The sequence below is a fragment of the Blautia faecis genome (assembly GCF_027662325.1).
Lineage (GTDB): Bacteria > Bacillota > Clostridia > Lachnospirales > Lachnospiraceae > Blautia_A > Blautia_A faecis.
Map to the genome: position 1 here is coordinate 1,331 of NZ_JAQDKY010000037.1, position 23,007 is coordinate 24,337.

Annotated in this window: 22 protein-coding genes, 1 tRNA gene, 1 rRNA gene, 1 other RNA gene and 1 pseudogene (1 of these 26 running past the window's edge); 9 read left to right on the forward strand and 17 right to left on the reverse strand. The window is 42.2% G+C overall.

The window, feature by feature from the left end:
- The 4 genes from PGQ38_RS15060 to PGQ38_RS15075 all read right to left on the reverse strand — a co-directional run.
- Positions 1-109: ribosomal RNA gene (locus tag PGQ38_RS15060) — 16S ribosomal RNA — on the reverse strand (it extends 1,327 nt beyond the left edge of the window).
- 143 nt (positions 110-252) lie between these two features.
- Complete coding sequence (locus PGQ38_RS15065) at positions 253-966, reverse strand: CvpA family protein (RefSeq protein WP_179988326.1); 714 nt, start codon at positions 964-966, stop codon at positions 253-255.
- Between the two features lie 10 nt (positions 967-976).
- Positions 977-2,221 (reverse strand): DUF5711 family protein, encoded by a 1,245-nt coding sequence (locus tag PGQ38_RS15070; RefSeq protein WP_118577963.1) that lies wholly within the window; start codon positions 2,219-2,221, stop codon positions 977-979.
- Positions 2,222-2,271: 50 nt separating this feature from the next.
- A complete protein-coding gene (locus PGQ38_RS15075; protein WP_204452856.1) occupies positions 2,272-3,654 on the reverse strand; it encodes a LysM peptidoglycan-binding domain-containing protein in 1,383 nt (460 codons plus the stop codon).
- Positions 3,655-3,992: 338 nt separating this feature from the next.
- Here PGQ38_RS15075 and yyaC point away from each other — a divergent pair, with 338 nt between their 5' ends.
- Positions 3,993-4,523 (forward strand): spore protease YyaC, encoded by a 531-nt coding sequence (gene yyaC, locus PGQ38_RS15080; RefSeq protein ID WP_204452855.1) that lies wholly within the window; start codon positions 3,993-3,995, stop codon positions 4,521-4,523.
- 141 nt (positions 4,524-4,664) lie between these two features.
- On the opposite strand, the gene PGQ38_RS15085 is transcribed toward yyaC, so the two are convergent.
- The 8 genes from PGQ38_RS15085 to PGQ38_RS15120 all read right to left on the reverse strand — a co-directional run bounded on the left by PGQ38_RS15085 (position 4,665) and on the right by PGQ38_RS15120 (position 12,488).
- A complete protein-coding gene (locus PGQ38_RS15085) occupies positions 4,665-5,603 on the reverse strand; it encodes a transketolase family protein (protein WP_173772814.1) in 939 nt (312 codons plus the stop codon).
- Positions 5,591-6,430, reverse strand: a complete 840-nt coding sequence (locus PGQ38_RS15090; RefSeq protein WP_118577967.1) for a transketolase — start codon at positions 6,428-6,430, stop codon at positions 5,591-5,593. Before PGQ38_RS15090 ends, PGQ38_RS15085 begins: the two co-directional genes overlap by 13 nt.
- Positions 6,431-6,518: 88 nt before the next feature.
- Complete coding sequence (gene fsa, locus PGQ38_RS15095; RefSeq protein WP_021924793.1) at positions 6,519-7,172, reverse strand: fructose-6-phosphate aldolase; 654 nt, start codon at positions 7,170-7,172, stop codon at positions 6,519-6,521.
- Between the two features lie 266 nt (positions 7,173-7,438).
- Positions 7,439-8,572 (reverse strand): LacI family DNA-binding transcriptional regulator, encoded by a 1,134-nt coding sequence (locus PGQ38_RS15100; protein ID WP_173736552.1) that lies wholly within the window; start codon positions 8,570-8,572, stop codon positions 7,439-7,441.
- Positions 8,573-8,592: 20 nt separating this feature from the next.
- On the reverse strand, positions 8,593-9,189 hold the full coding sequence (recR, locus tag PGQ38_RS15105) for a recombination mediator RecR (protein WP_118577969.1): 597 nt from the start codon (positions 9,187-9,189) through the stop codon (positions 8,593-8,595).
- Positions 9,189-9,545 carry a YbaB/EbfC family nucleoid-associated protein gene (locus tag PGQ38_RS15110; protein ID WP_021924790.1) on the reverse strand — a complete coding sequence of 119 codons (357 nt, stop codon included), beginning with the start codon at positions 9,543-9,545 and terminating at the stop codon, positions 9,189-9,191. Before PGQ38_RS15110 ends, recR begins: the two co-directional genes overlap by 1 nt.
- Positions 9,546-9,749: 204 nt before the next feature.
- Positions 9,750-11,375: a DNA polymerase III subunit gamma/tau gene (gene dnaX / locus PGQ38_RS15115; RefSeq protein WP_204452853.1), complete on the reverse strand. Its 1,626-nt coding sequence runs from the start codon at positions 11,373-11,375 to the stop codon at positions 9,750-9,752.
- Between the two features lie 30 nt (positions 11,376-11,405).
- Positions 11,406-12,488, reverse strand: a complete 1,083-nt coding sequence (locus PGQ38_RS15120) for a 6-phosphofructokinase (RefSeq protein WP_195699648.1) — start codon at positions 12,486-12,488, stop codon at positions 11,406-11,408.
- Between the two features lie 176 nt (positions 12,489-12,664).
- On the opposite strand from PGQ38_RS15120, the gene ffs reads away from it, so the two are divergent.
- Positions 12,665-12,926, forward strand: an RNA gene (gene ffs, locus PGQ38_RS15125) — signal recognition particle sRNA large type.
- A 42-nt stretch (positions 12,927-12,968) separates the two neighbouring features.
- Positions 12,969-13,043 (forward strand): annotated as a pseudogene (locus PGQ38_RS20845) (DUF6783 domain-containing protein); the annotation flags it as partial.
- A 123-nt stretch (positions 13,044-13,166) separates the two neighbouring features.
- Here PGQ38_RS20845 and PGQ38_RS15130 read toward each other — a convergent pair.
- The 3 genes from PGQ38_RS15130 to PGQ38_RS15140 form a co-directional block, all read right to left on the reverse strand.
- Positions 13,167-13,604 carry a GatB/YqeY domain-containing protein gene (locus tag PGQ38_RS15130; RefSeq protein ID WP_118577971.1) on the reverse strand — a complete coding sequence of 146 codons (438 nt, stop codon included), beginning with the start codon at positions 13,602-13,604 and terminating at the stop codon, positions 13,167-13,169.
- 134 nt (positions 13,605-13,738) lie between these two features.
- Positions 13,739-14,248: a tRNA adenosine(34) deaminase TadA gene (gene tadA, locus PGQ38_RS15135; RefSeq protein WP_118577972.1), complete on the reverse strand. Its 510-nt coding sequence runs from the start codon at positions 14,246-14,248 to the stop codon at positions 13,739-13,741.
- 127 nt (positions 14,249-14,375) lie between these two features.
- Positions 14,376-15,395, reverse strand: coding sequence for a DUF6128 domain-containing protein (locus tag PGQ38_RS15140; RefSeq protein ID WP_270432517.1), 1,020 nt, complete (start codon positions 15,393-15,395; stop codon positions 14,376-14,378).
- A gap of 238 nt (positions 15,396-15,633) precedes the next feature.
- Between PGQ38_RS15140 and PGQ38_RS15145 the strand changes: the two genes are divergently transcribed.
- Both PGQ38_RS15145 and PGQ38_RS15150 read left to right on the forward strand, forming a co-directional pair.
- Positions 15,634-15,707: transfer RNA gene (locus PGQ38_RS15145), tRNA-Pro, on the forward strand.
- 497 nt (positions 15,708-16,204) lie between these two features.
- Positions 16,205-16,357: a hypothetical protein gene (locus PGQ38_RS15150; RefSeq protein ID WP_173715862.1), complete on the forward strand. Its 153-nt coding sequence runs from the start codon at positions 16,205-16,207 to the stop codon at positions 16,355-16,357.
- Positions 16,358-16,497: 140 nt separating this feature from the next.
- Here the strand turns inward: PGQ38_RS15150 and PGQ38_RS15155 are convergent, their stop codons facing one another.
- Both PGQ38_RS15155 and PGQ38_RS15160 read right to left on the reverse strand, forming a co-directional pair.
- Positions 16,498-16,914: a DUF1284 domain-containing protein gene (locus PGQ38_RS15155; protein WP_306467730.1), complete on the reverse strand. Its 417-nt coding sequence runs from the start codon at positions 16,912-16,914 to the stop codon at positions 16,498-16,500.
- Positions 16,898-17,455, reverse strand: coding sequence for a biotin transporter BioY (locus tag PGQ38_RS15160; RefSeq protein WP_118577975.1), 558 nt, complete (start codon positions 17,453-17,455; stop codon positions 16,898-16,900). The genes PGQ38_RS15155 and PGQ38_RS15160 overlap by 17 nt, the downstream gene beginning before the upstream one ends.
- Before the next feature lie 165 nt (positions 17,456-17,620).
- Here PGQ38_RS15160 and PGQ38_RS15165 point away from each other — a divergent pair, with 165 nt between their 5' ends.
- From PGQ38_RS15165 to PGQ38_RS15180, 4 genes are all read left to right on the forward strand, one after another.
- Entirely contained in the window at positions 17,621-18,325 is a 705-nt protein-coding gene (locus PGQ38_RS15165) for a LytR/AlgR family response regulator transcription factor (protein WP_173715861.1), read from the forward strand.
- A 14-nt stretch (positions 18,326-18,339) separates the two neighbouring features.
- Entirely contained in the window at positions 18,340-19,002 is a 663-nt protein-coding gene (locus PGQ38_RS15170; protein ID WP_148463561.1) for a sensor histidine kinase, read from the forward strand.
- A 284-nt stretch (positions 19,003-19,286) separates the two neighbouring features.
- Complete coding sequence (locus tag PGQ38_RS15175) at positions 19,287-21,116, forward strand: ABC transporter ATP-binding protein (RefSeq protein WP_270432496.1); 1,830 nt, start codon at positions 19,287-19,289, stop codon at positions 21,114-21,116.
- Complete coding sequence (locus PGQ38_RS15180) at positions 21,103-22,974, forward strand: ABC transporter ATP-binding protein (RefSeq protein WP_270432498.1); 1,872 nt, start codon at positions 21,103-21,105, stop codon at positions 22,972-22,974. The genes PGQ38_RS15175 and PGQ38_RS15180 overlap by 14 nt, the downstream gene beginning before the upstream one ends.
- Positions 22,975-23,007 lie beyond the last annotated feature (33 nt).

The window sequence follows — 23,007 nt, forward strand, 5'->3', positions numbered from 1 at the left end:
AATCGTATGTGTTTCACTGTTTAGTTATCAAGGTTGTTTATCTGTCGTTGTCTGTCCGACAGCTTGTTTATATTACCACAAGCATTTTCGTTTGTCAACAACTTTTTTTAATTTCTTTTAAAAAACTTTTGAAGTTTTTCAAAACGAAATCCCGCTTCCTCAGAAGCGAGATTCAGTATATCATCAGAGTTGCCATTCGTCAACCCCTTTTTTCAATTTTTTTGATTTTTTTACATTATTTGACATTTGTGCTCAATTTCCGTAGAAAACACTCATAAACACTTTCACAAATATATTCTGATTATACAGGAAATTCAGTACTGTATCCTGCTCAACAAGAGCCATTCCCTGTTTTCCAATCGTGGTATCACAGAGCAGCGTCAGGATCAGAAACCCGATCCAGATAAAGATTATGCACTTCGCACCACCCACTACACCTCCGGCAATTTTATTCACGCCCTTTATCACAGGAAGATTTGTCAGAACATTCAGTATATAACTCAACAGTCTGATCACGATTGCAGAAATTATAAAGGATAAAAGAAATGATATTCCATTTACGATCATGACAGCCAGCGAATCTGCTATATATTCCGCAAACGTACTGACTGCAAGATAGCGGTATGTCTCTGCAGTATTATTTTCCATAAGAGAAGTTTTCAATATGTCCGGAAGTTCCATTTTTTCCATTATCTGCGTCTGTTCTTCTTTATCCAGAGCTTTCTGGCTGCCTGTCTGTTCCATGACCAGTTCCTGGCAGTTACTCTGAACAATATTATAAACAGGTGTATACTCTCTCACAAATGTATTTACATATGGATTAATCACCCATACAAGGAGAAAGGATATGATCATAAAAAAAGCAGATACGATTTCTTTTACAAAGCCTCTGCGAAATCCGGAAGCGCATGCAAAAATAATCAGTGCAAGCACCACAATGCCAAGCCAAGTCCAGCTTATGTCCATTTCATTCTCCTTAACTGAGTTTTATCACATTTACACCAGTATCCATAACAAGCAAATACTTATTCCACCCCAATTTGAAAAAGTCTTTCACTGTTCCATCCACACTTCCAAAATATTTCTCGGAACCGTTGCTATTCAACACGCAAAGCTGGGAACTGTTGTACATAACAATATAATCATCACTCATTCTGATAGTGGTATATGGAATATTAAAATCCTTGCTAAATTTCAGTTTGCCAGCAGAAGAATATACCTGCATGGTATACTGTTTGTCTTTGCTGTCATTTTTAAATACCAGACCAATGTTGTTTTCATCATAAAAAGTACTGATAATCTCCTGCTCAACCTGGACTGTTTTCAGTTCTTTAGGAATCTGGCGCCCGGAATATATGGTAAATCCATCATCCCGAAGTGCAACTGCATTGCTGCCAAGATACTGAATCTGCGGAACCACAACTCCATCATATGTGTATCCGCTTACAATACGGTCGTCTTCATTCTGTCCAACTTCTCCGAAATTATAAAAAGCTATGTAACTGGTGGTCTCGCTGCTGTCCACAAACTGATATGCCACCATCATCACAACGCCATTATCTGCCAGTGCCACATCCATAGGATATCCAGGATCCTGAATATTAGTCTGATTTTCTGCCACAAGACTTCCATCTAAATTGTAAAAATTGATCCAGGTGTGGTCGCCGCCATCCAGAATTGCCGCTGCCATTCCGGTTTTGGAAACTTTTGCCTTCACAATACTGTAAGAAGTAGATACAGTCCCGGTAATTCCATTTTTGTCAAGAAAAACCATGGATGTACCATCTTTATCAGCAATCACGGCACAGTCACCGCAAACATCTGCCACAGGATTCTGCATGTCATATGTCTGGGACCATACAGTTTCCAGCTTGTTGTTTACCAGAGATACCTCGTCGGAACTATAACGCAGAATCTTACCTGACAGATAGGTGTACTGGGTGGAAACAGTATCCTCCTGCTCACTGGTCACCTGTACTTTATAGTTTCGGTAAGTTCTTTTTTCCAGAAAAAGAAAGCCTGCCAAGACCACAAATACAGCAATCAGTATCACGGCAACCGGTTTCAGCACAGCTTTCTTTCTTCGCAAAGCAGCTTTGATTTTTCTTCTCGCAGCTTCATTCCCACCGGCTCCGGCCTGGGCTTTTTCCAGATGGCGTTTCTCGGCCAGAAGTCGTTTCCGCCGCAGTTTCTTTTTGATATTTTTGAATGTGTTTGCCATAATTTAACCTTGCCTTGTATTTTCTATTTTTTCGATTATACCACATCCGGTCAAGGTAATACAATCATTTGCCCCGGATAAATCACCTGGTTTTCTTCCAGATTATTCAGGCGGCAGATTTCCGGGATGGCATCCATATTTCCATAATGGGAAATACTGATCTGGTATAAAGTATCGCCTGGTTTGATCACATAAGTTTCGTATATGCCGTCAGATGAGGTCTGTGCACTGGAATCCGTCTGTTCTTCTACGTTGGTGCTCTGTTTCTTTATTTTCCGTTCATCAGCTTCCTGGGAAAAAGTTTCCGTCTGATCCACCGTTTCTGCCGGCTCCTCAGTTTCTGTCTGTTCTGCTGCTTCCGCCTCATTTGCAAAATCAGATTCGCTGTCCTGCCAGCTATTCCCGGTTTCATCACTTATTTCTGTATCGGCGGCTTCCTGCGTTATTTTGGGAGTCACCGAAGCATTTCTTTCCAACTGCTCTTCCGGACTTTTCTCCTGTTTGGAAACATCCTGTATCTGATTCGTGTCATTTTCTGCCTGCTTTTCTTCTGATGCATCTTCCTCTGTTTTTCCTGACATAACAGTCACTGCATAATCATCTTCAGGCTGCACCGGCAAGCCACTGTAATTTCTGTAAAAGCCCGCACCTACAGCTAATACAGCAAGTACCAGACAGGCCGTTGCTGCATATGAAAAAACAGAGGTACGCTCCATTTCCTCCTGGGGCTTTTCCTCTGTCTTTTCTGCTTTCTTTGTTTTCTTGTTCCGGATGATTTTCCGAAAAGATACAACCGCCTCGTCAGACACATTTTCTGTAAATTCCGGCGCAAAATCTTTATTTTTTTCAATCATGTACTCCTGCATCAGCGGATTTTTCTCATAATAAATGTAATATCCCCGCTGCCGGACCATAAGGCCATTTTCAAAGAAGAAGAAAGCTTCTTCTTTTTCTGCAGGTTCCATAAGCATAAGCACTTTTTCACCGCCAAAATACCGAAGATGGATTCGGGTCAGCAATTCGTCTGTTTCCATATACATCTGAGGGCGCGAAAAAAACCAGCCTGTTATTTCCTGTCCCGGAAAATATTTTGCCTGGTCTTCCTGTATTTTTGCCCATATTTTTTCAGAGAAATCAATATGATCTGATGCAGCTTCCATATCTTCCACCATCAAAGCTCCCCGGATGAAAAGATAGGTTATACCATTGTTCCATTTTGTTTCGCCTGTAAAAACAGCTACACAGCCTTGTTCTTTTCCGGAACCGACCGCATTCCTGGCAAGCCTTGTCAGAAATGTGTATACGTAATCTTCAATATAAATACGCATATTTCCGGTTGTCAGTCCTACCTGACGTATGTTTCTCGGCAGATTAAAAAGATTTTCCCCATTTTTCGCCTCCTGTTTCTCTTCTTTGTAGATAACTTCTATCATAGTCACATCACCCCTTCGGGTATGAGAATATCACATGAGAAATGCAGATTTTAGCGGAATATAAGACCTGTTTCACAGAATTTTGCGACAGTTTTTGCAAAGGAAATATTTGTCGGGATGAAGGGTACAGCGAACTGCTGCAATTGAATTCCGGCAGAATGTCACGTAAAGTGCAGCATATAGATTTCGATATGTTTTTTTGTACTCAGCCAGGTGCATATTTTTTCCAGATATAGGATAAGATGGATTATATCAGACAGCTGCAGCTGCAAATTATCGTTCATAAGTAATCGGGCAAGTTTGCTTATTTATGAAATTTTTAAAGCAGGAGAACTTTTATGCCTTTTTATGTAAATACCCAAAAACCAGATTCTTCCAGAGAAATTGCACGGCTTCTGGGAAAATGTATTAAGCGTCATAAACGGGACTGGACTGAAATTGTGTTTTTGTGCATTGGAAGTGACCGGGTAACCGGAGACTGTCTGGGACCTTATGTGGGCTATCGTTTAAGTCAGCATCAGCTTCCAGGAATTTTTGTCTACGGTACATTAAGTCAGCCTGTTCATGCCGTCAATCTGTCCAATATAACGGACTTTATTTCAAAGAACCATCCGTTTGCCCTTGTAATTGCTATAGACGCGTCTCTAGGCGATGAAAGACATTTGGGCTATGTGACAATCGGAAACGGCTCTCTTTACCCAGGTGCGGCTGTTCAGAAAGATTTGCCGCCTGTGGGGGATATTTATATTACTGGAATTGTAAATATTGCAGGAATTCTGGAATATCTGACTTTACAGACAACAAGACTGTCCACTGTGATCACGCTGGCTGACACCATTGCACAAGGGATTCTTGGAAATTTTATATAACAATACGGCAAACAGAAGCTTTCACTTCCATTTGCCGTATACTTATTTAGCATATCACTTTTTCGGATTTCCAAAAGGTCCTCTGCAAAAACAGACATAACGCCTGCCGGCGCCAGCACCATATAGGAAAGGTACAGCCAATTAGATAAATGCTTTGATCTGTTTATAGATACCGGCTGCATCAAGACCGTATTTCTCAAGAAGAGCAACAGCCGGGCCAGACTCTCCGTAAACATCATTGATACCAATACGTTTAACCGGTACAGGCGCTTTCTCAGCAAGGCACTCGCATACAGCACCACCAAGGCCGCCGATGATAGAATGCTCTTCAACAGTAACAACTTTTCCTGTTTCCTTGGCAGCTGCTACAACAAGCTCCTCATCGAGAGGTTTGATGGTATGAATGTTAATAACCTTTGCATCGATTCCTTCTTCTGCCAGTTTCGCAGCTGCTTCCAGAGACGGAGCTACGCAAAGTCCGTTTGCAATAATGGTAAGGTCTTTTCCCTCGCGGAGAACAATACCTTTGCCAAGTTCAAATTTATAATCCGGATTATCATTGATAACCGGAACAGCAAGACGACCAAATCTCATGTAAACAGGACCTACATGCTCATAAGCTGCCTCTACCATTGCTTTTGCTTCAATATCATCAGACGGGCATGCAACAATCATTCCCGGAATTGTGCGCATAAGTGCAAAATCCTCGCAGCACTGGTGCGTAGCACCATCCTCACCAACGGAAATTCCGCCGTGGGTAGCACCAATCTTAACATTCAGCTTCGGATATCCAACAGAGTTGCGAACCTGCTCAAAAGCACGTCCTGCAGCAAACATAGCAAAAGTACTTGCGAAAGGCACTTTTCCAGTTGTTGCGATTCCGGCAGCAATTCCCATCATGTTGCACTCTGCAATACCGCAGTCGATATGACGCTCCGGGAATGCTTTCTTAAAGATTCCGGTCTGTGTAGCTGCAGCAAGGTCAGCGTCCAGAACAACCAGATCATCATGTTTTTTTCCAAGTTCTACGAGAGCGTTACCATAACTTGCTCTGGTGGCAATCTTCTTTACTTCTGACATAATGCTTCACCTACCTTTTCCAAATCTGCCATAGCCTGTGCGTACTCTTCATCGTTCGGAGCTTTTCCATGCCAGCCAACCTGGTTCTCCATGAAAGATACCCCTTTGCCTTTTACTGTTTTCATAACGATCGCAGTCGGCATTCCTTTCACAGTCTTTGCCTCGTCAAAAGCAGCGCGCAGCTGCGCCATGTCATTTCCATCAGCTACATTTATTACATGGAAATTGAATGCTTCGAATTTCTTATCGATCGGGTATGGGGAGCATACGTCCTCAACTTTACCATCGATCTGAAGACCATTGTTATCAACGATCACTACAAGATTGTCCAGTTTCCTTGCTCCTGCAAACATTGCAGCTTCCCATACCTGACCCTCCTGGATCTCGCCGTCTCCAAGAAGTGTGTATACACGATAGCTGTCATTTGATAATTTTGCAGAAAGTGCCATTCCAACCGCTGCAGAGATTCCCTGTCCAAGGGAACCGCTGGACATATCGACGCCAGGAATATGCTTCATATCCGGATGTCCCTGAAGGTAAGATCCGAGATGACGAAGTGTCACCAGATCCTCTTTCGGGAAATAACCTCTCTCAGCCAGTACAGAATACAGACCTGGTGCAGTATGACCTTTGGAAAGGACAAAACGGTCGCGATCTGCTTTCTTCGGATCCTTAGGATCAATATTCATTTCCTCAAAATAAAGATAAGTAAATAAATCTGCTGCTGATAAAGATCCGCCTGGATGACCAGCTTTAGCAGCATGCAGTGCTGTTACGATGTCTTTGCGGACTTCGTTGGCAACTTTCTGAAGCTCTAAATTCTCCATTTTCAATTCTCCTTATTATTTCCCTTGATATCATGATGTGCGAATCACAACCGGATTGAATTCTTACGTAAAATAATTTCTCGGTTAATTATTCTCCAAATACAGCCTTGTAATCATTCTGGAATTTAACAATACCAGCGTCTGTCAGCGGATGATGAGTCATCTGCTCAAGTACTTTAAATGGTACAGTAGCGATATCAGCACCTGCAAGTGCACACTGTGTTACATGCATTGGATGACGAACACTTGCTGCGATGATCTCGGTATCGATGCCTGCAACTGCAAACATATCAGCGATCTGGCGAATCAGCTCAACACCGTCTGTAGAGATGTCATCCAGTCTTCCAAGGAATGGAGATACATATGTAGCACCAGCTCTTGCTGCAAGAAGTGCCTGGTTAGCGCTGAAGATCAAAGTTACATTTGTCTTGATACCTTCTTTTGAAAGAACTTTAACTGCTTTCAGACCTTCGCATGTCATAGGAATTTTTACAACCATGTTTGGATGGATCTTAGCAATCTCACGTCCCTCACGGATCATTCCCTCTGCATCTGTTGTAGTAGCTTTAACCTCGCCGCTGATCGGTCCGTCGACAATCTCTGTGATCTCTTTGATTACTTCATTGAAATCTCTTCCCTCTTTCGCGATCAGAGATGGATTTGTGGTTACACCACAGATGATTCCCATATCGTTAGCTGCCTTAATATCCTCTACTTTTGCTGTGTCAATAAAAAATTTCATGATTTCTTCCTCCTGAATGAATTAAACTAAAGCGCTCTCTTTGTCTTGCACTGTTCATATGCTTTCATTATAGCAGACTTCATTTACAGGTCAAGGCGTGGGATGAATTATTAATAAATATTCAATTAATAATTTTGTTTATTATTAATCATTCCATAGTTTGTTAGTATGGTATCAATCAATTTTCCACTGTATCAATCAGCTTTTCCAGCAATTTTACCAGATGTTTTTTCAAAAATTATTAGTAATAATTTCCAGCAAATTATTTATTTAAACTTATTTTCTTCGGATTTTTCGTTTATGGGATCCGGTTTGTCCATACGTGCATAACCGGTGGTTTTTCGCACAATAATCTTGGGATTATACTCAATATTATATACACTTGTAGGACGGATGCCTTCCCCGAAACGGATGCCTGTATCAATTTTCCGGATGATAATGTCACAGGCATCCCTGCCCTTCAGATCAACAAAGTGATCAATGGTAGTCAGTGACACTCTGCGAATTCCGGAATAAAAAATATTGTCGCAGCCGATTACCGATACATCCTTTGGTACTCTCAGACGGGCATCCTGAAGAGCATCCACAGCACCAATGGCCATCATGTCATTCTGTCCGGCAATGGCAGTAAATCTGCTGCCATCCTCCAGAAGAGACCTGGTCAGGGCATAGCCCATGGAATACTCGGAATCCGTCTTTGGATTGCGACGATCAACGGACTCGTCAGCCGCCCGGATGATCACATGCCCGGAAAGACCTGCCTTCTCAAACTCCTGCACAAAACCGTCCACTCGTTTGGAACGCTGCCACTGTCTTCTGGTAAGCGGCGGCGTAATAAAGGCCACATCCCGATGTCCCAGATCCAGCAGATGCCTTGCCATAAGCCGTCCCACTTCTGTGTTATCCTGATTAATAGCATCTACTGTACTGATTTTTTCTTTGTTGCTAATGATAACCAGCGGAATGCTTCTTGCCATCTCCTCTACCTGGCTGATATAGTCCGGGTGGGGGTTGCAGGCATAAATGATCCCCTGGGGTGCCATGGCGCGGATCATGCGCAGATACTTCTCTTCCAGCCTGGCATCGCGCTGGGTATTGCAAATGAAAACTCCGTAGCCACGCTCGTTGGCTACCGCCTCGATTCCCTGAAGGAGAAGCACATAGTAAGGGCTGGTAATGGTTGGGCAAAAGACAACGATCAGTTTTTCCTTTTTGTTCTCTTTTTTATTTTTGTGGCCCGGAAGCTGATAACCCAGTTCTCTGGCCGCGCTTTCCACTTTTTCCACTGTTTCTCGGGAAAAAGAAACATTGTACTTATGGTTCAGAACCATGGAAACCGTTGCCTGGGAAACTCCTGCTTTCTCTGCCACATCTGATGAAGTCACTTTTTTGCGTGCCACAAAAATCACCTCCTGCCATCTTACAGTTCTACCCTGCCCTCCAATGCCCGAAGCAGGGTAACTTCATCAATGTATTCCAGGTCACCGCCGACCGGCACACCACTGGCAATACGACTGACCTTGATCCCGGTTGGCTTGATCAGCTTACTGATATACATTGCTGTAGTCTCTCCCTCCAGACTGGAGTTGGTGGCAATGATCACTTCTTTTACATCTCCCTGAAGTCGCATGATCAGCTCTTTCAGCTTGATATCATCCGGACCAATTCCCAGCATAGGGGATATTGCGCCGTGAAGTACATGATAAACTCCGTCAAATTTACCGGTTTTTTCATAAGCAGCAAGATCCCTTGTGTTCTCCACTACCATAATCGTACTGTGATCTCTTTTGGGATTGCTGCAGATTGGGCACATTTCTTTATCCGTAAGGGTGTAGCAGCACTTACAGTACTGTACGTTCATCCGGGCATCGGTGATGGCATTGGTAAGCTGCTGCACCTGTTCCTTTGGCATATTCATAATATGAAAAGCCAGGCGCTGGGCAGACTTTGCCCCGATTCCCGGAAGATGGGAAAACTGCTCAATCAGTTTATTGATATGACTGCTGTAGTATTCCATCAGAATGGAAGACCCCCGCCAAGTCCTCCCAGACCTCCTGTAAGTTTGGACATTACAGCCTGGTTCTCCTGCTCAACCTTGCGAAGTGCTTCATTAGTTGCTGCAACAATAAGATCTTCAAGCATCTCGATGTCATCCGGATCTACAACTTCCTCTGCAAGCTTCACCTTGGTCACTTCTCTCTTACCTGAGATAGTTACTTCTACAGCTCCGCCGCCGGCTGCTGCAGTAAACTCTTTCTCCTCGAGAGCTTTCTGGTTCTCTTCCATCTGGCGCTGCATTTTCTGCGCCTGCTTCATAAGGTTATTCATGTTTCCCGGCATACCCATGCCTGGAAATCCTCCACGCTTTGCCATTACAAAGTCCTCCTTTAACTGTTCTGATTTCATGCTGGATTCCGCATTTCTGATTTTTCAAACAGGCTCTATAACATTTGCGGCAGCAAAAATCATTTTTCATAACAATATTCACATTTTCTGCAAATATTATTAATTTACTTCTCGTTCGTCGCTTTCACGGCAACTCTTATGTTACTGCACAAAAATTAAACAGCAACACTCTTAATCTTCTGCATCGTCAGGATCTTCCTCCACAACAACATCCATATGGATATTCTCCCGGAGAGCCTGATCTACAGTAACCTTGGCAAGATTGGTATGGTTGTGCTCTTTTGCCACCACCATCTTAAGTTCTACACTCTTGCCAGTCTGGGCCAGGATGATATTCTTCAGTTCTTCCTCTGCTTCCGGATTATCTACATAGGTTTTTCCAAGGAAATCCTGGAATTCGATGTAGAGAACCGGTTCACCGGTCTGGCCATTGTATTTGGGAATAGACTTCTGGAGCATCTGTTTGAAAATGCCGCTGGTCTGACCTACGATCACCTTCCAGCTGGCTACAATCTTCTGCAGATCCTCGGGTGCCGCTTTCTCAGGTGCTGCTGCCATGGCTTCTGCACTGCCATCCGATCCGGCTCCTGTACTTCCGGCGCTGCCAGTGGCTCCCGGCTGGACAAATACCTGCTGAACAGGCTGCTCGTCCATGCGCTGTTCCAGAACACGAAGACGATCCAGAACAGAATCCAGATTGGTCTCCATCGCCGGACGGCACAGTTTGATCAGAGCAATCTCCACCAGAACACGCTTCTGGGTGGAATAGCGGATCTGACTGGACAGGTCAGAAAAAATACGGATGTAGCGCATCAGCGTCTCTACATCCACCATCTCACTTTCTTCTCTTAGAAGTTTCAGATTCTCAGATGATACATCAATGGCTTCCTCCGGATTCTCGGAGGTTTTTACCAGAAGGAGATTACGCATGTACCAGGTAAAATCTCCCACAAACTGTCCAAGCTCTCTTCCGCCTATGATCAAATCCTCAAGAGTGCGTATCGCACCTGTCACATCTCCCTGGAGCACTTTTCGCAAAAGCTTGCTGAACACTTCCGTATCCACAGCTCCCAGAACCTCCAGGACTTTGTCATAAGTCAGTGTCTGCCCCAGATAAAAGGCAATGCACTGATCCAGAAGGCTTAGTGCATCTCGCATGGAACCGTCTCCGGCTTTTGCCACATAACGGACGGCTTTTTCTTCTGCCTCTACGCCTTCGATTTTCAGAAGTTCATCCAGCCTTGCCGCAATGGTATCAATAGTGATGCGGTGAAAATCGTATCGCTGACATCTGGACAAAATAGTGATCGGTATCTTGTAGGCCTCTGTGGTGGCAAGAATGAAGATAACATAAGACGGAGGTTCCTCCAGTGTTTTCAGAAGAGCATTAAACGCTCCTGTCGAAAGCATGTGAACCTCGTCGATAATGTATACCTTATAGTTTCCTTCAGTAGGACGATAGGCCACCTCCTCACGGATCTCACGGATATTGTCAACGCCGTTATTGGACGCTGCATCGATCTCGATCACGTTCATGGAGGTGCCAGCCTGTATCGCCTTACACATGTCACATTCACCACAGGGACTTCCATTTACCGGATGCTGGCAGTTTACTGCTTTTGCCAGTATTTTTGCAACGGTAGTCTTACCGGTTCCTCGGGTGCCGCAAAACAGATACGCGTGACCAATACGGTTATGCTTGATCTGATTGGTCAGGGTAGTTACAATGTGATCCTGTCCCTTGACATCGTCAAAATTATCCGGTCTGAACTTCCGGTATAGAGCAGTATAGCTCATTTATGGAAACTCCTTTCTAACAGCAGGGAATCAATCGCCGAAGCTGATTCCGATCTGCTTTGCAGCCTTAACGGTCTGGTCTTTCGGAGAAACCATTTTCAGCTTGCCGGCACATTCTTCAAGAGGTACTCTCTTGATTTTGCCATTTACAATACCGATCATGATGCCATATTCTCCGTCCAGAATAGCCTCTGCTGCTCCTGCTCCGATTCTTGTGGAAAGCACACGATCATATGCACATGGTGCCCCACCTCGCTGTGTATGTCCCGGAACTGTAATGCGTACCTCAGAACCAAGCTTCTGGGTAATCTTGTCTGCAATTTCATAGGATACGGAAGGATACTTCTTCGCGCGGTCTTCCAGCTTTTTCTTGTAATCTTTCTTGGAAAGAAGGGCATCCTCTTTGGAAATGGCGCCTTCTGCCACTGCAAGAATGGTGAAACGCTTGCCAGCTTTAGATCTCTTCTGGATAGCTGCAACTACTTTCTCAATGTCGTATGGGATTTCCGGAATCAGGATAATATCTGCTCCGCCGGCAATTCCTGCGTGCAGAGTAAGGCTTCCTACCTTGTGTCCCATAACTTCTACGATAAATACACGGCCATGGGATGCTGCTGTTGTATGAATGCAGTCGATAGCGTTTGTTGCAATATTTACTGCACTCTGGAACCCGAATGTCATATCTGTACCCCAGATATCATTGTCGATGGTCTTAGGCAGATGGATGATATTCAGACCTTCTTCTCTTAAGAGGTTGGCTGTTTTCTGGGTTCCGTTTCCTCCGAGGATTACAAGACAGTCAAGACAAAGCTTGTAATAAGTCTGCTTCATAGCCTCTACCTTGTCCAGTCCACTGGCATCCGGTACGCGCATAAGCTTAAACGGCTGTCTGGATGTTCCAAGAATAGTTCCGCCCTGTGTAAGGATTCCGGAAAAATCCTTGGATGTAAGCATACGGTATTTGCCGTAGATCAGTCCCTTATATCCATCATCAAAGCCGTATACTTCCAGATCATCGATACTATTGGTAAGACCCTTTACAACTCCTCGCATGGTGGCATTCAGAGCCTGACAGTCACCGCCACTTGTTAATAAGCCGATTCTTTTAATCATAGTACCCTCCATTTCTGTGTCTTTGGAAAATAAAATTCAAGTTTTTATCTAATTATATAATATTTCACAGGCTGACACAACAAGGAATTTAATTCCGCCCAAAACTTCTTCTGAAAATCCACTGCATTTTTCGGTATCGACTTGACAAATTCATTCGCTTCCTTTATAATTAAATTCCGCGCAGCCGGGGAGATAGCGGTGCCCTGTACCTGCAATCCGCTACAGCAGGGGTGATGCCAATCTGAGGCTTGTATCTTGTGGAGCTGCCCTTTATAAGTGGCGTTGACGTTTGGGTCTTACGCAACAGGACTCTATGAACCGTGTCAGGACAGGAATGTAGCAGCACTAAGTAGAATCTCCTGTGTGCCGTGAGGGTGCCTGGACTGAGTTAACTGTAGAGGTAACGTCTGTGAGACCATTCCGAGGTGCGGCGCGCGAAAGAAGAGGATTGTGGAACGTCTGTGAGGACGTTCTTTTTTTGTGTTAAAAAAGATTTCTGCAAAATGGGGCGGGCAAATTACGGGAATGCTTTTTCAAACAGGCTCTGGCGCGGTACGCCCCAGGCAAACAAAAAGACACATATTGTATCAGGGCTATGAATGTATTGTTCACGCCATTTTTACAATATGTGTCCTATTTTTAGTTTGCTATTCTATTTTGAATGCAAGCTGTGAAAAATCATTTGCACAGCTCCGCTACGACCTGATTGATCACCTTGCCGTCAGCCTTGCCCTTCAGCTCTGGCATAATAGTCTTCATGATCTGTCCTTTGTTTCCAGAAGCGATCAAGTCTGCATGTTTCTCTGTAAGGTAAGCCTTGATCTCAGAAGCGTCCATCAGCTTTGGAGCGTATTTCGCAATCACATCATATCTTGCCTGATATTCATCTTTCAGATCCTGTCTGGATTCCGGACAGGTGTCGATCTGCTCTTTCACAGATTTCAGCTCTTTCAGGATAACACGGTCAACCAGTTCGCCACTGATATCGTCACGGCAGCCTTCGTCGATTGCCACCTTCTTCACTGCGGAAATCAGGGAAGAGACTGCATCCTTTGTTACTTTATCCTTTGCTTTCATGGCAGCTACCATGTCTTTTCTCAATGCTTCAAGTTCCATTGTATTTTCCTCCTGTCATTTTCTATGTGGTTGTTTACATAATGTTCCACAACGTTCCATCAAATCATAATTCTTTCATCCTGTGGCATTTCAGACGACTTGATGTATTTTTTGCTTTGTTTTTTATCATACCACTAATTTTCTGATTTTCCAACCTGCTCTGCCAAAGATTTTTTCAGCATTTTCTTCTTTTCCCGAAGCTCGCGAAAAAAATCGGAAAGCATGATGGAACACTCTTCCTGAAGAACACCGCGGATTACTTCTACCTTGTGGTTAAAGCCATCCATTTCCAAAAGATTCAGCACAGAACCGGCACATCCTGCTTTTGGATTCATGCTGCCGATAACCACACGGTCAATTCTGGACTGCATAAGCGCTCCGGCGCACATCTGGCAAGGCTCTAAGGTTACATACATCGTGCAGCCTTCCAGTCTCCAGTCTCCTAATTTTTTGCTTGCCTTTTTAATCGCGTTCAATTCTGCGTGAGAAAGGGTATTCTTGTCCGTGTTTCTCCGATTATAGCCTCTTGCAATGATCTGCCCGTTGCAAACGATCACACAGCCAATTGGCACCTCTTCCAATGCCCGGGCTTTCTTTGCCTGGCGAATTGCCTCTTTCATATAACGTTCCTGATCTGTAAGCATTTTTTACCTTTACTTTCTACTACTTTATGGTGAATCTCGGCATTTTTGCCGCTGCGCTGTCATTTTCATTTCAGGCGCCGCAGCGGCAATAGCTTTATTATAGGCAGTTCGCACAGGGATGTCAATTTTAACAACCGGCAGGTGGATCAATCGCACGGTACCAGTACCCTCCCCTGCCTTTTTTCACCTTGATACAGTTGCTTTCTTTGAAGCAGGAAAAGCCGAACATGCCTGCCATAAACTGTTCCTGCTGGTCGTAGCTTCCGGGTACACCAAGTATGTACCGGCCATTTGATCTGTGGCACAGAAGGAGATGTCCGAAATTGTAGTATCCGTATTGCAAAAAACGGTTGTTGCGAAGGGCGCATTGTCTTCTTGGAAAATGGACCAGATCCTGGGGTGTAATTTTCCAGCACTGGTTCAGATCGCTGTCTTGGAACGGGCAGAAGGGCTGACCAAATGGAAGTGCTATGGTTTTCTCCTTTTCCTCTTGTTTTGTATTTACTCTACAGGTAATTTTTTGCTCTGCTTCCCATATTTCCCCCACGGTTGGCTCATCTTTTGCTTGTGGTTCATCACTTATCATTTCTTCTGCTTCCAGCAGATCATCCTGCATTTGTTCCACCACATCCTCCACTTCATGCCTGTCATCTAAATCAGGTGTGGAATCTGTTTCCGGCTTGCTTTCATTCTCCAGCTTTTCTTCTGCTTTCTCTTTTATTATTTCACATACGGTACCAGTTTCTTCTTTCTTTATTATACTTTCCTTAAAATTCTCCGGGCGGATTGTCTGGTCATCCCACTCTGTTCCAAAAAAGCCTCCCGATTCTGTAAGCAAAATCATACCTCCCATTTTTTCCAGAGGAATTCCCGAGCCCCCCATATCCGTTCCGTCTGTTTCCACCAGACATTCGATTCTATTTGCCTCCGTTTTGCAGCTGCCCAGCAAAATTCCATTCATCAGTCCCTCTTTTCGCACAAATCCATATACTTTGCACACTTCTCCTGCTGCCAGGTTTCCTACCTGAAGATGTGGTTCAATTGTACACATGTGATTTCTCACTTCCACCTTCATAAAGCCACAATTATCTTCCTTTTTCCCTTTTCGGTATTCATATACATATGCGATAAAACGCCGATATCCCACCAACTGACGCCCTCCCCTTTTTATGCATCTCACTCATTAATGTATATGAAAAAACAGAATTTTCATTCATAAAAACGCATTCTGTTTCACTTGGAACATCTGTTCAAATGAATTAATTTAATTGCCTCTCCCCAAATAAGACCTGGTTAATTTCAATTCTTTTTGAAATTTTTTGAATTTTTTCAATTTTTCTGTTGACAAGCCAGTATATTCTATGTATAATATCACTTGCAGTTGACGAAGTGTGGCTCAGTTTGGTAGAGCGCTGCGTTCGGGACGCAGAGGTCGTGGGTTCGAATCCCGTCACTTCGACTACTTGGCAGGGGCGCCGAAATTCTTGAGAAATCAAGGGTTTCGGTGTTTTTTTATGCTCATTTACTGAGTTCTAAAAATGAATGGTTTTAGGAACTTTACGAATTTTTACGAATAATATTTTTCCTCTAAGGAAAATGACTGTTTTTTATCAAAAAACCAAGCATTACAGCACCAACTCCCCCCACAATAGCCTCGAAGAGGCTATTAGTTTGCGTAGGTGCTCGTTCGGGACGCAGAGATTTTGTCGATTTTTGTCAAACTGTTTTTCTTGAAAAAAGTATTTTTATAAGCTATTCTATATTCATCTTATAAGATAAATCTTTATATTTAAGAAATTCTATTTGCTTTCTTTCGAAAGCTATATTCCATTTTAATACTATAATCTGCGCACAGAAAGCAACTATAGGCTTTACACACCGTTCAAATACCGTTACAATAGTTATATCATAATAATTATAGTAAGGACGGTGTTTCATATGATGGAGGATTTCTACATGCCAACTGACATCCAATTTAAAGATGACTTACGAAAAGAAGAGATCAAACTGGAAGAGTTGTTAAGTTTACTAAAGAATCAGGAATATGAGAAGCTTCAGAAAAAGCTAGAACGTGACTTGAAGCGTGTCCGCGAAAGCTTACAGGACTAAAGAGAAAGGGGGCTGGCCCGACAGTCCCCAATTTTCCCACAAGAGCTGGTGAATTTATTCTTTCGAAACTGGGTTTACTTTATTGCTATCCACCTGTAAAATTCCGAAAGATGTTTTTATAAACATAATTCACTGCCTCTTCATTTACTCCACCGGCTCGGCTGTTCCTGGCAGATCCGGTTCCACTGGCAATCGCCGCAGATTTTCGTTCTTTTTCCCGTTTCAATGATTTTTTTCTGTACTGCTTCGGTAAATTCCGGGAATGCAAGTTTCTGACCTTCTTTTAAGCCGCATTCTGCCAGCACTGCATTGTCATATCTTTTCACCTTCTCGGCTGCCTCGCAGATTCCCTGGCTATTGTTTGGACAGGCTGAGCAGATTTCGTCAGTTTTTACTGTGAGACAAACATCTGCCCCTTTTGTAAAAAGCTCCAGCATTTCCTGCATATGGGCTGTAAATCCAGTGCTGTAGCCGTTTCCGATAAAAAACGCCAGGCACATCCCGTGATGAGGGCGAATGGGATATGTCTGACGTTCTTTTTTACTGCATTGGTACAAGCTTGCGTACCCTTCTGGACAAAACAAATGCCAAAGCAATCTTCACAAGATCAGGAATGATAAATGGAATTACGCACCAGCCCAGTACGGTTCCAATTCCAACAGCTCCTGTTGTACGTGTGTATACAACCATAAACCAGATAGTTCCCATTGCGTAGCAGACGATCAGGCCGACTACCATGGAAAGAATCTGAATAACAGGCTTTTTGCCCCAGAGGGATTCCATTGCCCACATTACCAGGGCGGAGAAAAGAAATCCGATGATGTAACCGCCGGTATTGTTAAGAAGAATACCAAGTCCTCCTGAAAATCCTGCAAATACGGGAACACCAATAACTCCAAGTAAAATGTAAACCAGTACAGCCAGGCTGCCTCTCTTTCCACCAAGCACACCAACAGCCATAAATACACCAAATGTCTGTAATGTAAACGGCACTGTCATCGGAATGGAAATCCAGGAACAGATTGCGATCAGTACGGCGAAAATAGCTATGTATGCCAGGTCGTATGTTTTTGTCTTTGTTGCGGTTACGGTACTCATATTCTCCTCCTCGAGTAAATATTATTTTTGTCAGATACAATCTAACACAGTTACGTTACAATTGTCAACCTATTATTTATTTTTGGTTTACAATTCTCTTCGTGAAGAATCTGGACATGTTTCCCGCATACGTGCTATACTTCTGTAAAATGGAGGATTAAAAAATTGTGTCAAACATATAAAATTGCAATTTGTGATGACCTTGCCACAGACAGAAATTATCTTTCTTCTCTGTGCGAAATATGGGGCAGGCATAACTGTTATCGTATACAAATTTCAGAATTTACATCAGCCGAAAATTTTTTGTTTCATTATGCCGAGAAAAAAGATTTTGACATTCTTCTCCTTGATATAGAAATGGGTGCTATGGATGGTGTTACCATGGCAAGGAAACTGCGGCAGGATAATCATACCGTACAAATTATATTCATCACCGGATACGCAGACTATATTTCTGACGGATATGAAGTAGATGCCCTTCACTATCTGATGAAGCCCATACAAGAAGAGAAGTTCTTTACAGTTCTTGACCGTGCAGTCACGAAGCTTATCAAAAATGAGAAGTTTCTTAACATAATTAGTCAGGGTGAGATGATTCGTCTGCCCATCTGTCAGATCAATTATGCAGAGGTAAACAGCAATTATATTACGATTCACAGTCAACAGACTATCACCCTGAAAATGACCTTAAGCGAATTGGAAAAAAAGCTGGATTCTCATTTTTTCAGAGCGGGACGTTCTGCTTTGGTAAATCTAAAAAAAATCAGCCGGGTTACAAAAAAAGAGATTTATTTGCAGGATGGAAGTATAATCCCCCTTCCACGCGGCGCTTATGAGAAGGTTAACCGGGCAATCATTAATATGGACTGATTTGGGAGATTAAAATGCATTTATTTTCGAAAAAAGCAGCTAAAAAAATGGCTGCATATCAGAAGGAACTGATTGAAACTCACTATCAGGAGGTTGATAATATGTACCGCCAGATGCGAGGCTGGCGCCATGATTATCGCAATCATATCCAAACAATGAAGGCTTATGCAGCCACAGAAAACTGGGACGCAATCAGACATTATCTCGATCTTCTTGACAAGGATCTTACCACAGTAGATACTGTGATAAAAACCGGAAATGCCATGACAGATGCTATTTTAAATTCTAAAATATCACTGGCACGGTCCAAAGATATTCAGGTAATTGCAGATGCTGACATTCCTGTTAAGCTGAATTCCTCTGAAATTGATCTTTGCTGTATTATTGGAAATTTATTCGACAATGCCATAGAAGCCAGCCTGCAGCTTCCCAAAGAAAAACGACTGATCCGCATTTATATGGACATGAAAAACACGCAGTTATACATTTCTTTCACTAATTTTACAGCGGGAAAGAAGTTGAAAAAACAGGGAAATCTTTTTAAAAGTACAAAAGGTGATGGTCATGGTCTGGGGCTGATCCGTATTGATGATATAGTAAAGCGATCTGATGGATATATCAGCCGAAACAGTGAAGAAGGCGCCTTTACCACTGAGATTTTACTGCCCCAGTTATAATTCATCCCCCGAAACATGCAATTCATCCCCGGTTTAATCCGGGGATATTTTTTCTGGTAAAATCATATTAAGAATCTTTTTAATGATACCAGAGTCAAAAGGTCAAAAAGCCGATGCAAGCTCGCTTGCAAGAGGATTTTTGACCTCTTGACCCGCAAAAAACATGAGTAAGTAGCCATTTTCCGAAGAAAAATGAGCGGATTACGAATGTTTTTGAAGATTGCGGGAGTGCAAAGCACGTAGCAATCTGGTATCAAAAGAAAAATAAGAAAGAAGGGAAAATCATGTTTCAAAAAAATCCTGTATCAAAATACAGTACTTTTCAAAATATATGGTTCATGATTAAACTTGCCTGCACTTCTCAGGAGAAGAAAGTTCTGGTGATCAGCTTTTTTATCGCACTGTTAACCATTATACAGAACCTTCTTAACCTTTATGTTTCTCCTGTCATATTAAGTGCAATAGAAAATCATGTTTCCATTCAGAAACTGCTTTTTACAATTGTAATTTTTGTGCTTATGATAATGCTGGTATCAGCTGCATTGGCTTATGCAAATCAAAACGTAATTTGCGGACGGATCAGTGTCCGTTGTGAGATTGTAAATCTTTTAAACAAAAAAGCATCCACAACATCTTATCCCAATATAGACGATATGAAATTCAAAAAATTACTGACCAAATCGGCCGAATATACGGACAATAACGATCAGGCCACTGAAGTAATCTGGAATACACTAACTGTACTTTTGATCAATATTGTCTGTTTTTTTATTTACGCCGGTCTTCTTACACAAATTCATCCAATTCTGATTTTGGTCATTCTGTCAACTGCCGGAATCAGTTATTTTATCTCTCAAAGATTAGATGAATATAAGTATCAACATCGGGAGGAAGAAGCTGAATATATACATCAAATGGCATATTTATTAAACCGTGCAGCTGACTTTGGTGCAGCAAAAGATATCCGCATTTTCGGTCTTCGTTTCTGGCTGGAAGAATTATACAGCAAAACAGCCAGGGAATTTACAGCATTTCATCGAAAAGCAGAAAATGTTTATATCTGGGCTGGAATTGCAGATTTGACTTTTACTTTTCTGCGCAATGGAGCGGTCTACGCATATTTAATTTATTTGGTATTATACCGCGGTCTTGATGTGCCTGCTTTTTTGCTTTATTTTACTGCAGTGGACAGTTTTTCCACCTGGGTTACAGGAATTCTGGAAGGTCTTTGCACATTACATAGACAGTCTCTTGATATTTCCACGGTCCGGGAATGTCTGGATTATCCGGAATTATTCCGTTTCAAAGATGGACTTACCTTAAATCAGGACGCTAAAAATAATTATGAAATTGTTTTGGAAAATGTTTCATTTCGCTATCCAGGAGCTGAAACAGATACTTTAAAAAATATAAATCTTACCTTACATCCAGGAGAAAATCTGGCAGTTGTAGGTCTTAATGGTGCTGGAAAAACTACGTTGATCAAAATAATCTGTGGGTTTCTTGATCCTACAAAAGGACAGGTAAAATTAAATGGAACAGATATCCGAAACTATAACAGAAAAGACTATTATAAGCTGTTCTCGGCAGTGTTTCAGGATTTTTCATTGTTAGCGGGAACCATTGCAGAAAATGTGGCGCAAACAGAAAATTTCGACCTGAAACAGGTGAAAAATTGTATCAAAAAAGCCGGCTTGCTTCCAAAAATAGAAGCTCTTCCAGATAAGTATCAAACCTTTCTGAATCGTGAGGTTTACAAAAATGCAATTATGTTTTCGGGTGGAGAAACACAGCGCCTTATGCTCGCCCGCGCATTATATAAAGATGCCCCTTTTATTATATTGGACGAACCAACTGCCGCACTCGATTCCATTGCTGAAGCAGACATTTATCAGAAATATGACGAAATGACAAAAGGAAAATCCTCAGTTTATATCTCCCATCGGCTCGCTTCTACCAGATTCTGCAGCAGAATCTTAATGCTGGAGCAGGGAGAAATACAGGAAGAAGGAACTCACGAAGAGCTGTTAAGGCAAAGTGGAAAATACGCTGCTCTCTATGAGGTTCAAAGCAAATATTACAGGGAAGGAGATGGGGAAAATGAAGACAAATGAGAAAAACATATCGTTAAAAGAAGCACTGCAGCTTAATCACAGAGCATATAAGCTTTTTTACCAATATTATCCAAAATTAATTCTTTCCCAAATCAGTCTGACCATCTGGAAAGCACTGACTCCCTATATAATCATATATTTATCTGCACTTGTTATTGAAGAACTTGCAGGCGACCGAAGCCCTGACCGCATTCGTTTTCTGGTAACGATTACTTTATTATCCGGAGCAGGAATCAGCTTGATATCTGCATTTCTTAAAAAATGGAAAAGGACTTGGAGCGCAGGTCTTGGAATGAAAATCAAGCGAATTTTGTGCGAAAAACTTTTTGATATGGATTACTGTGATTTAGATGATAGCAAAACTATGGAGTTATATTCTTCCATTATTCAAAATCTCAATGGACCTGGGTGGGGACTATACAATGTTCTGTTAAATTATGAAGCTCTGTGTTCAGAAGGATTTTCGATCATTTGTGGCTTATCCATGACCATTTCCCTTTTCACCAGCCAGATTCCAAAAACAGCAGAAAAACTTGTTATTCTTAACAATCCGGTATGTGTAACAGCCATAATTTCTGTTATGGTACTGATTACCTGGTTTTCGCCTGTACTCGCTGGAAAGGCAGGAAAATACTGGGGCAGAAGTGCAGATCTGCATACCTTTTCCAATCGTTTGTTTGCATATTACGGACGTCTGGGCTATGATAGCAAAAAGGCAGCGGATATGCGGATTTACCAACAGGAAAAAATATGCGAAAAGCATAATCTGAGCAAAGAAAATCCTTTCGGTTCCAAGGGATTATTTGCCAGATATGGAAAGGGACCTGTTGGATTTTACATGGCAGCTTCTTCCGCAGTATCTGTAATTTTCACAGGGATTGCCTATGTTTTTGTATGCTTAAAAGCCTGGGCAGGTGCCTTTGGAATCGGAGCAGTTACAAAATATATTTCCGCTGTTACGAAAGTTTATTCAAGCGTATCCGGCTGTATCTCCACCATTGAAGATATGCAAAACAATGCTATTTTTCTGAAACAGACATTTGAATTTCTGGACATTCCCAATAACATGTATCAGGGAAGCCTGACTACCGAAAAACGCAGCGACCGAAAGTATGAAATAGAATTTCGAAATGTTTCTTTCCGATATCCGGGATGTGAACAATATGCCCTTCGAAATATTAATTTGAAATTTAAAATCGGTCAGAAGCTGGCTGTCGTTGGTATGAATGGAAGTGGAAAGACTACGTTTATCAAACTCCTATGTCGCCTTTACGATCCTACAAAAGGAAAAATTCTTCTTAACGGAATCGATATCCGAAAATATAATTACAAAGAATATATGATGATTTTTTCCGTGGTATTTCAGGACTTCAAACTCTTTTCCCTGACTCTTGGAGAAAATGTAGCCGCCAAAATCAATTATGACGAAGAAGAAGTAAAAAGTGCTCTGAAGAAATCCGGATTTTACAATCCCCTTTCCACAATGCCAGAAGGTCTGAATACTTATCTCTACAAGGATTTCAATAAAAAGGGAATTATCATTTCCGGCGGAGAGGCTCAGAAAATAGCTATTGCAAGAGCTATTTATAAGAATGCCCCTTTTATTATATTGGACGAACCGACTGCAGCTCTTGATCCCATTGCGGAAGCTGAAATATATGAAAAATTTAATGAAATAACAGGCGATAAAACTGCCATTTATATCAGTCATCGTCTGTCTTCCTGCAAATTTTGCGATAAAATAGTTGTATTTCATGAAGGATCTGTGATTCAGACTGGAACTCACCAGGAGCTTGCTGCCGATAAAAGTGGAAAATATTTCCAACTATGGACGGCGCAGGCGCAATATTATAGATAAACAGCTTTTCAATTTCCCTTAATCATGTTAAAC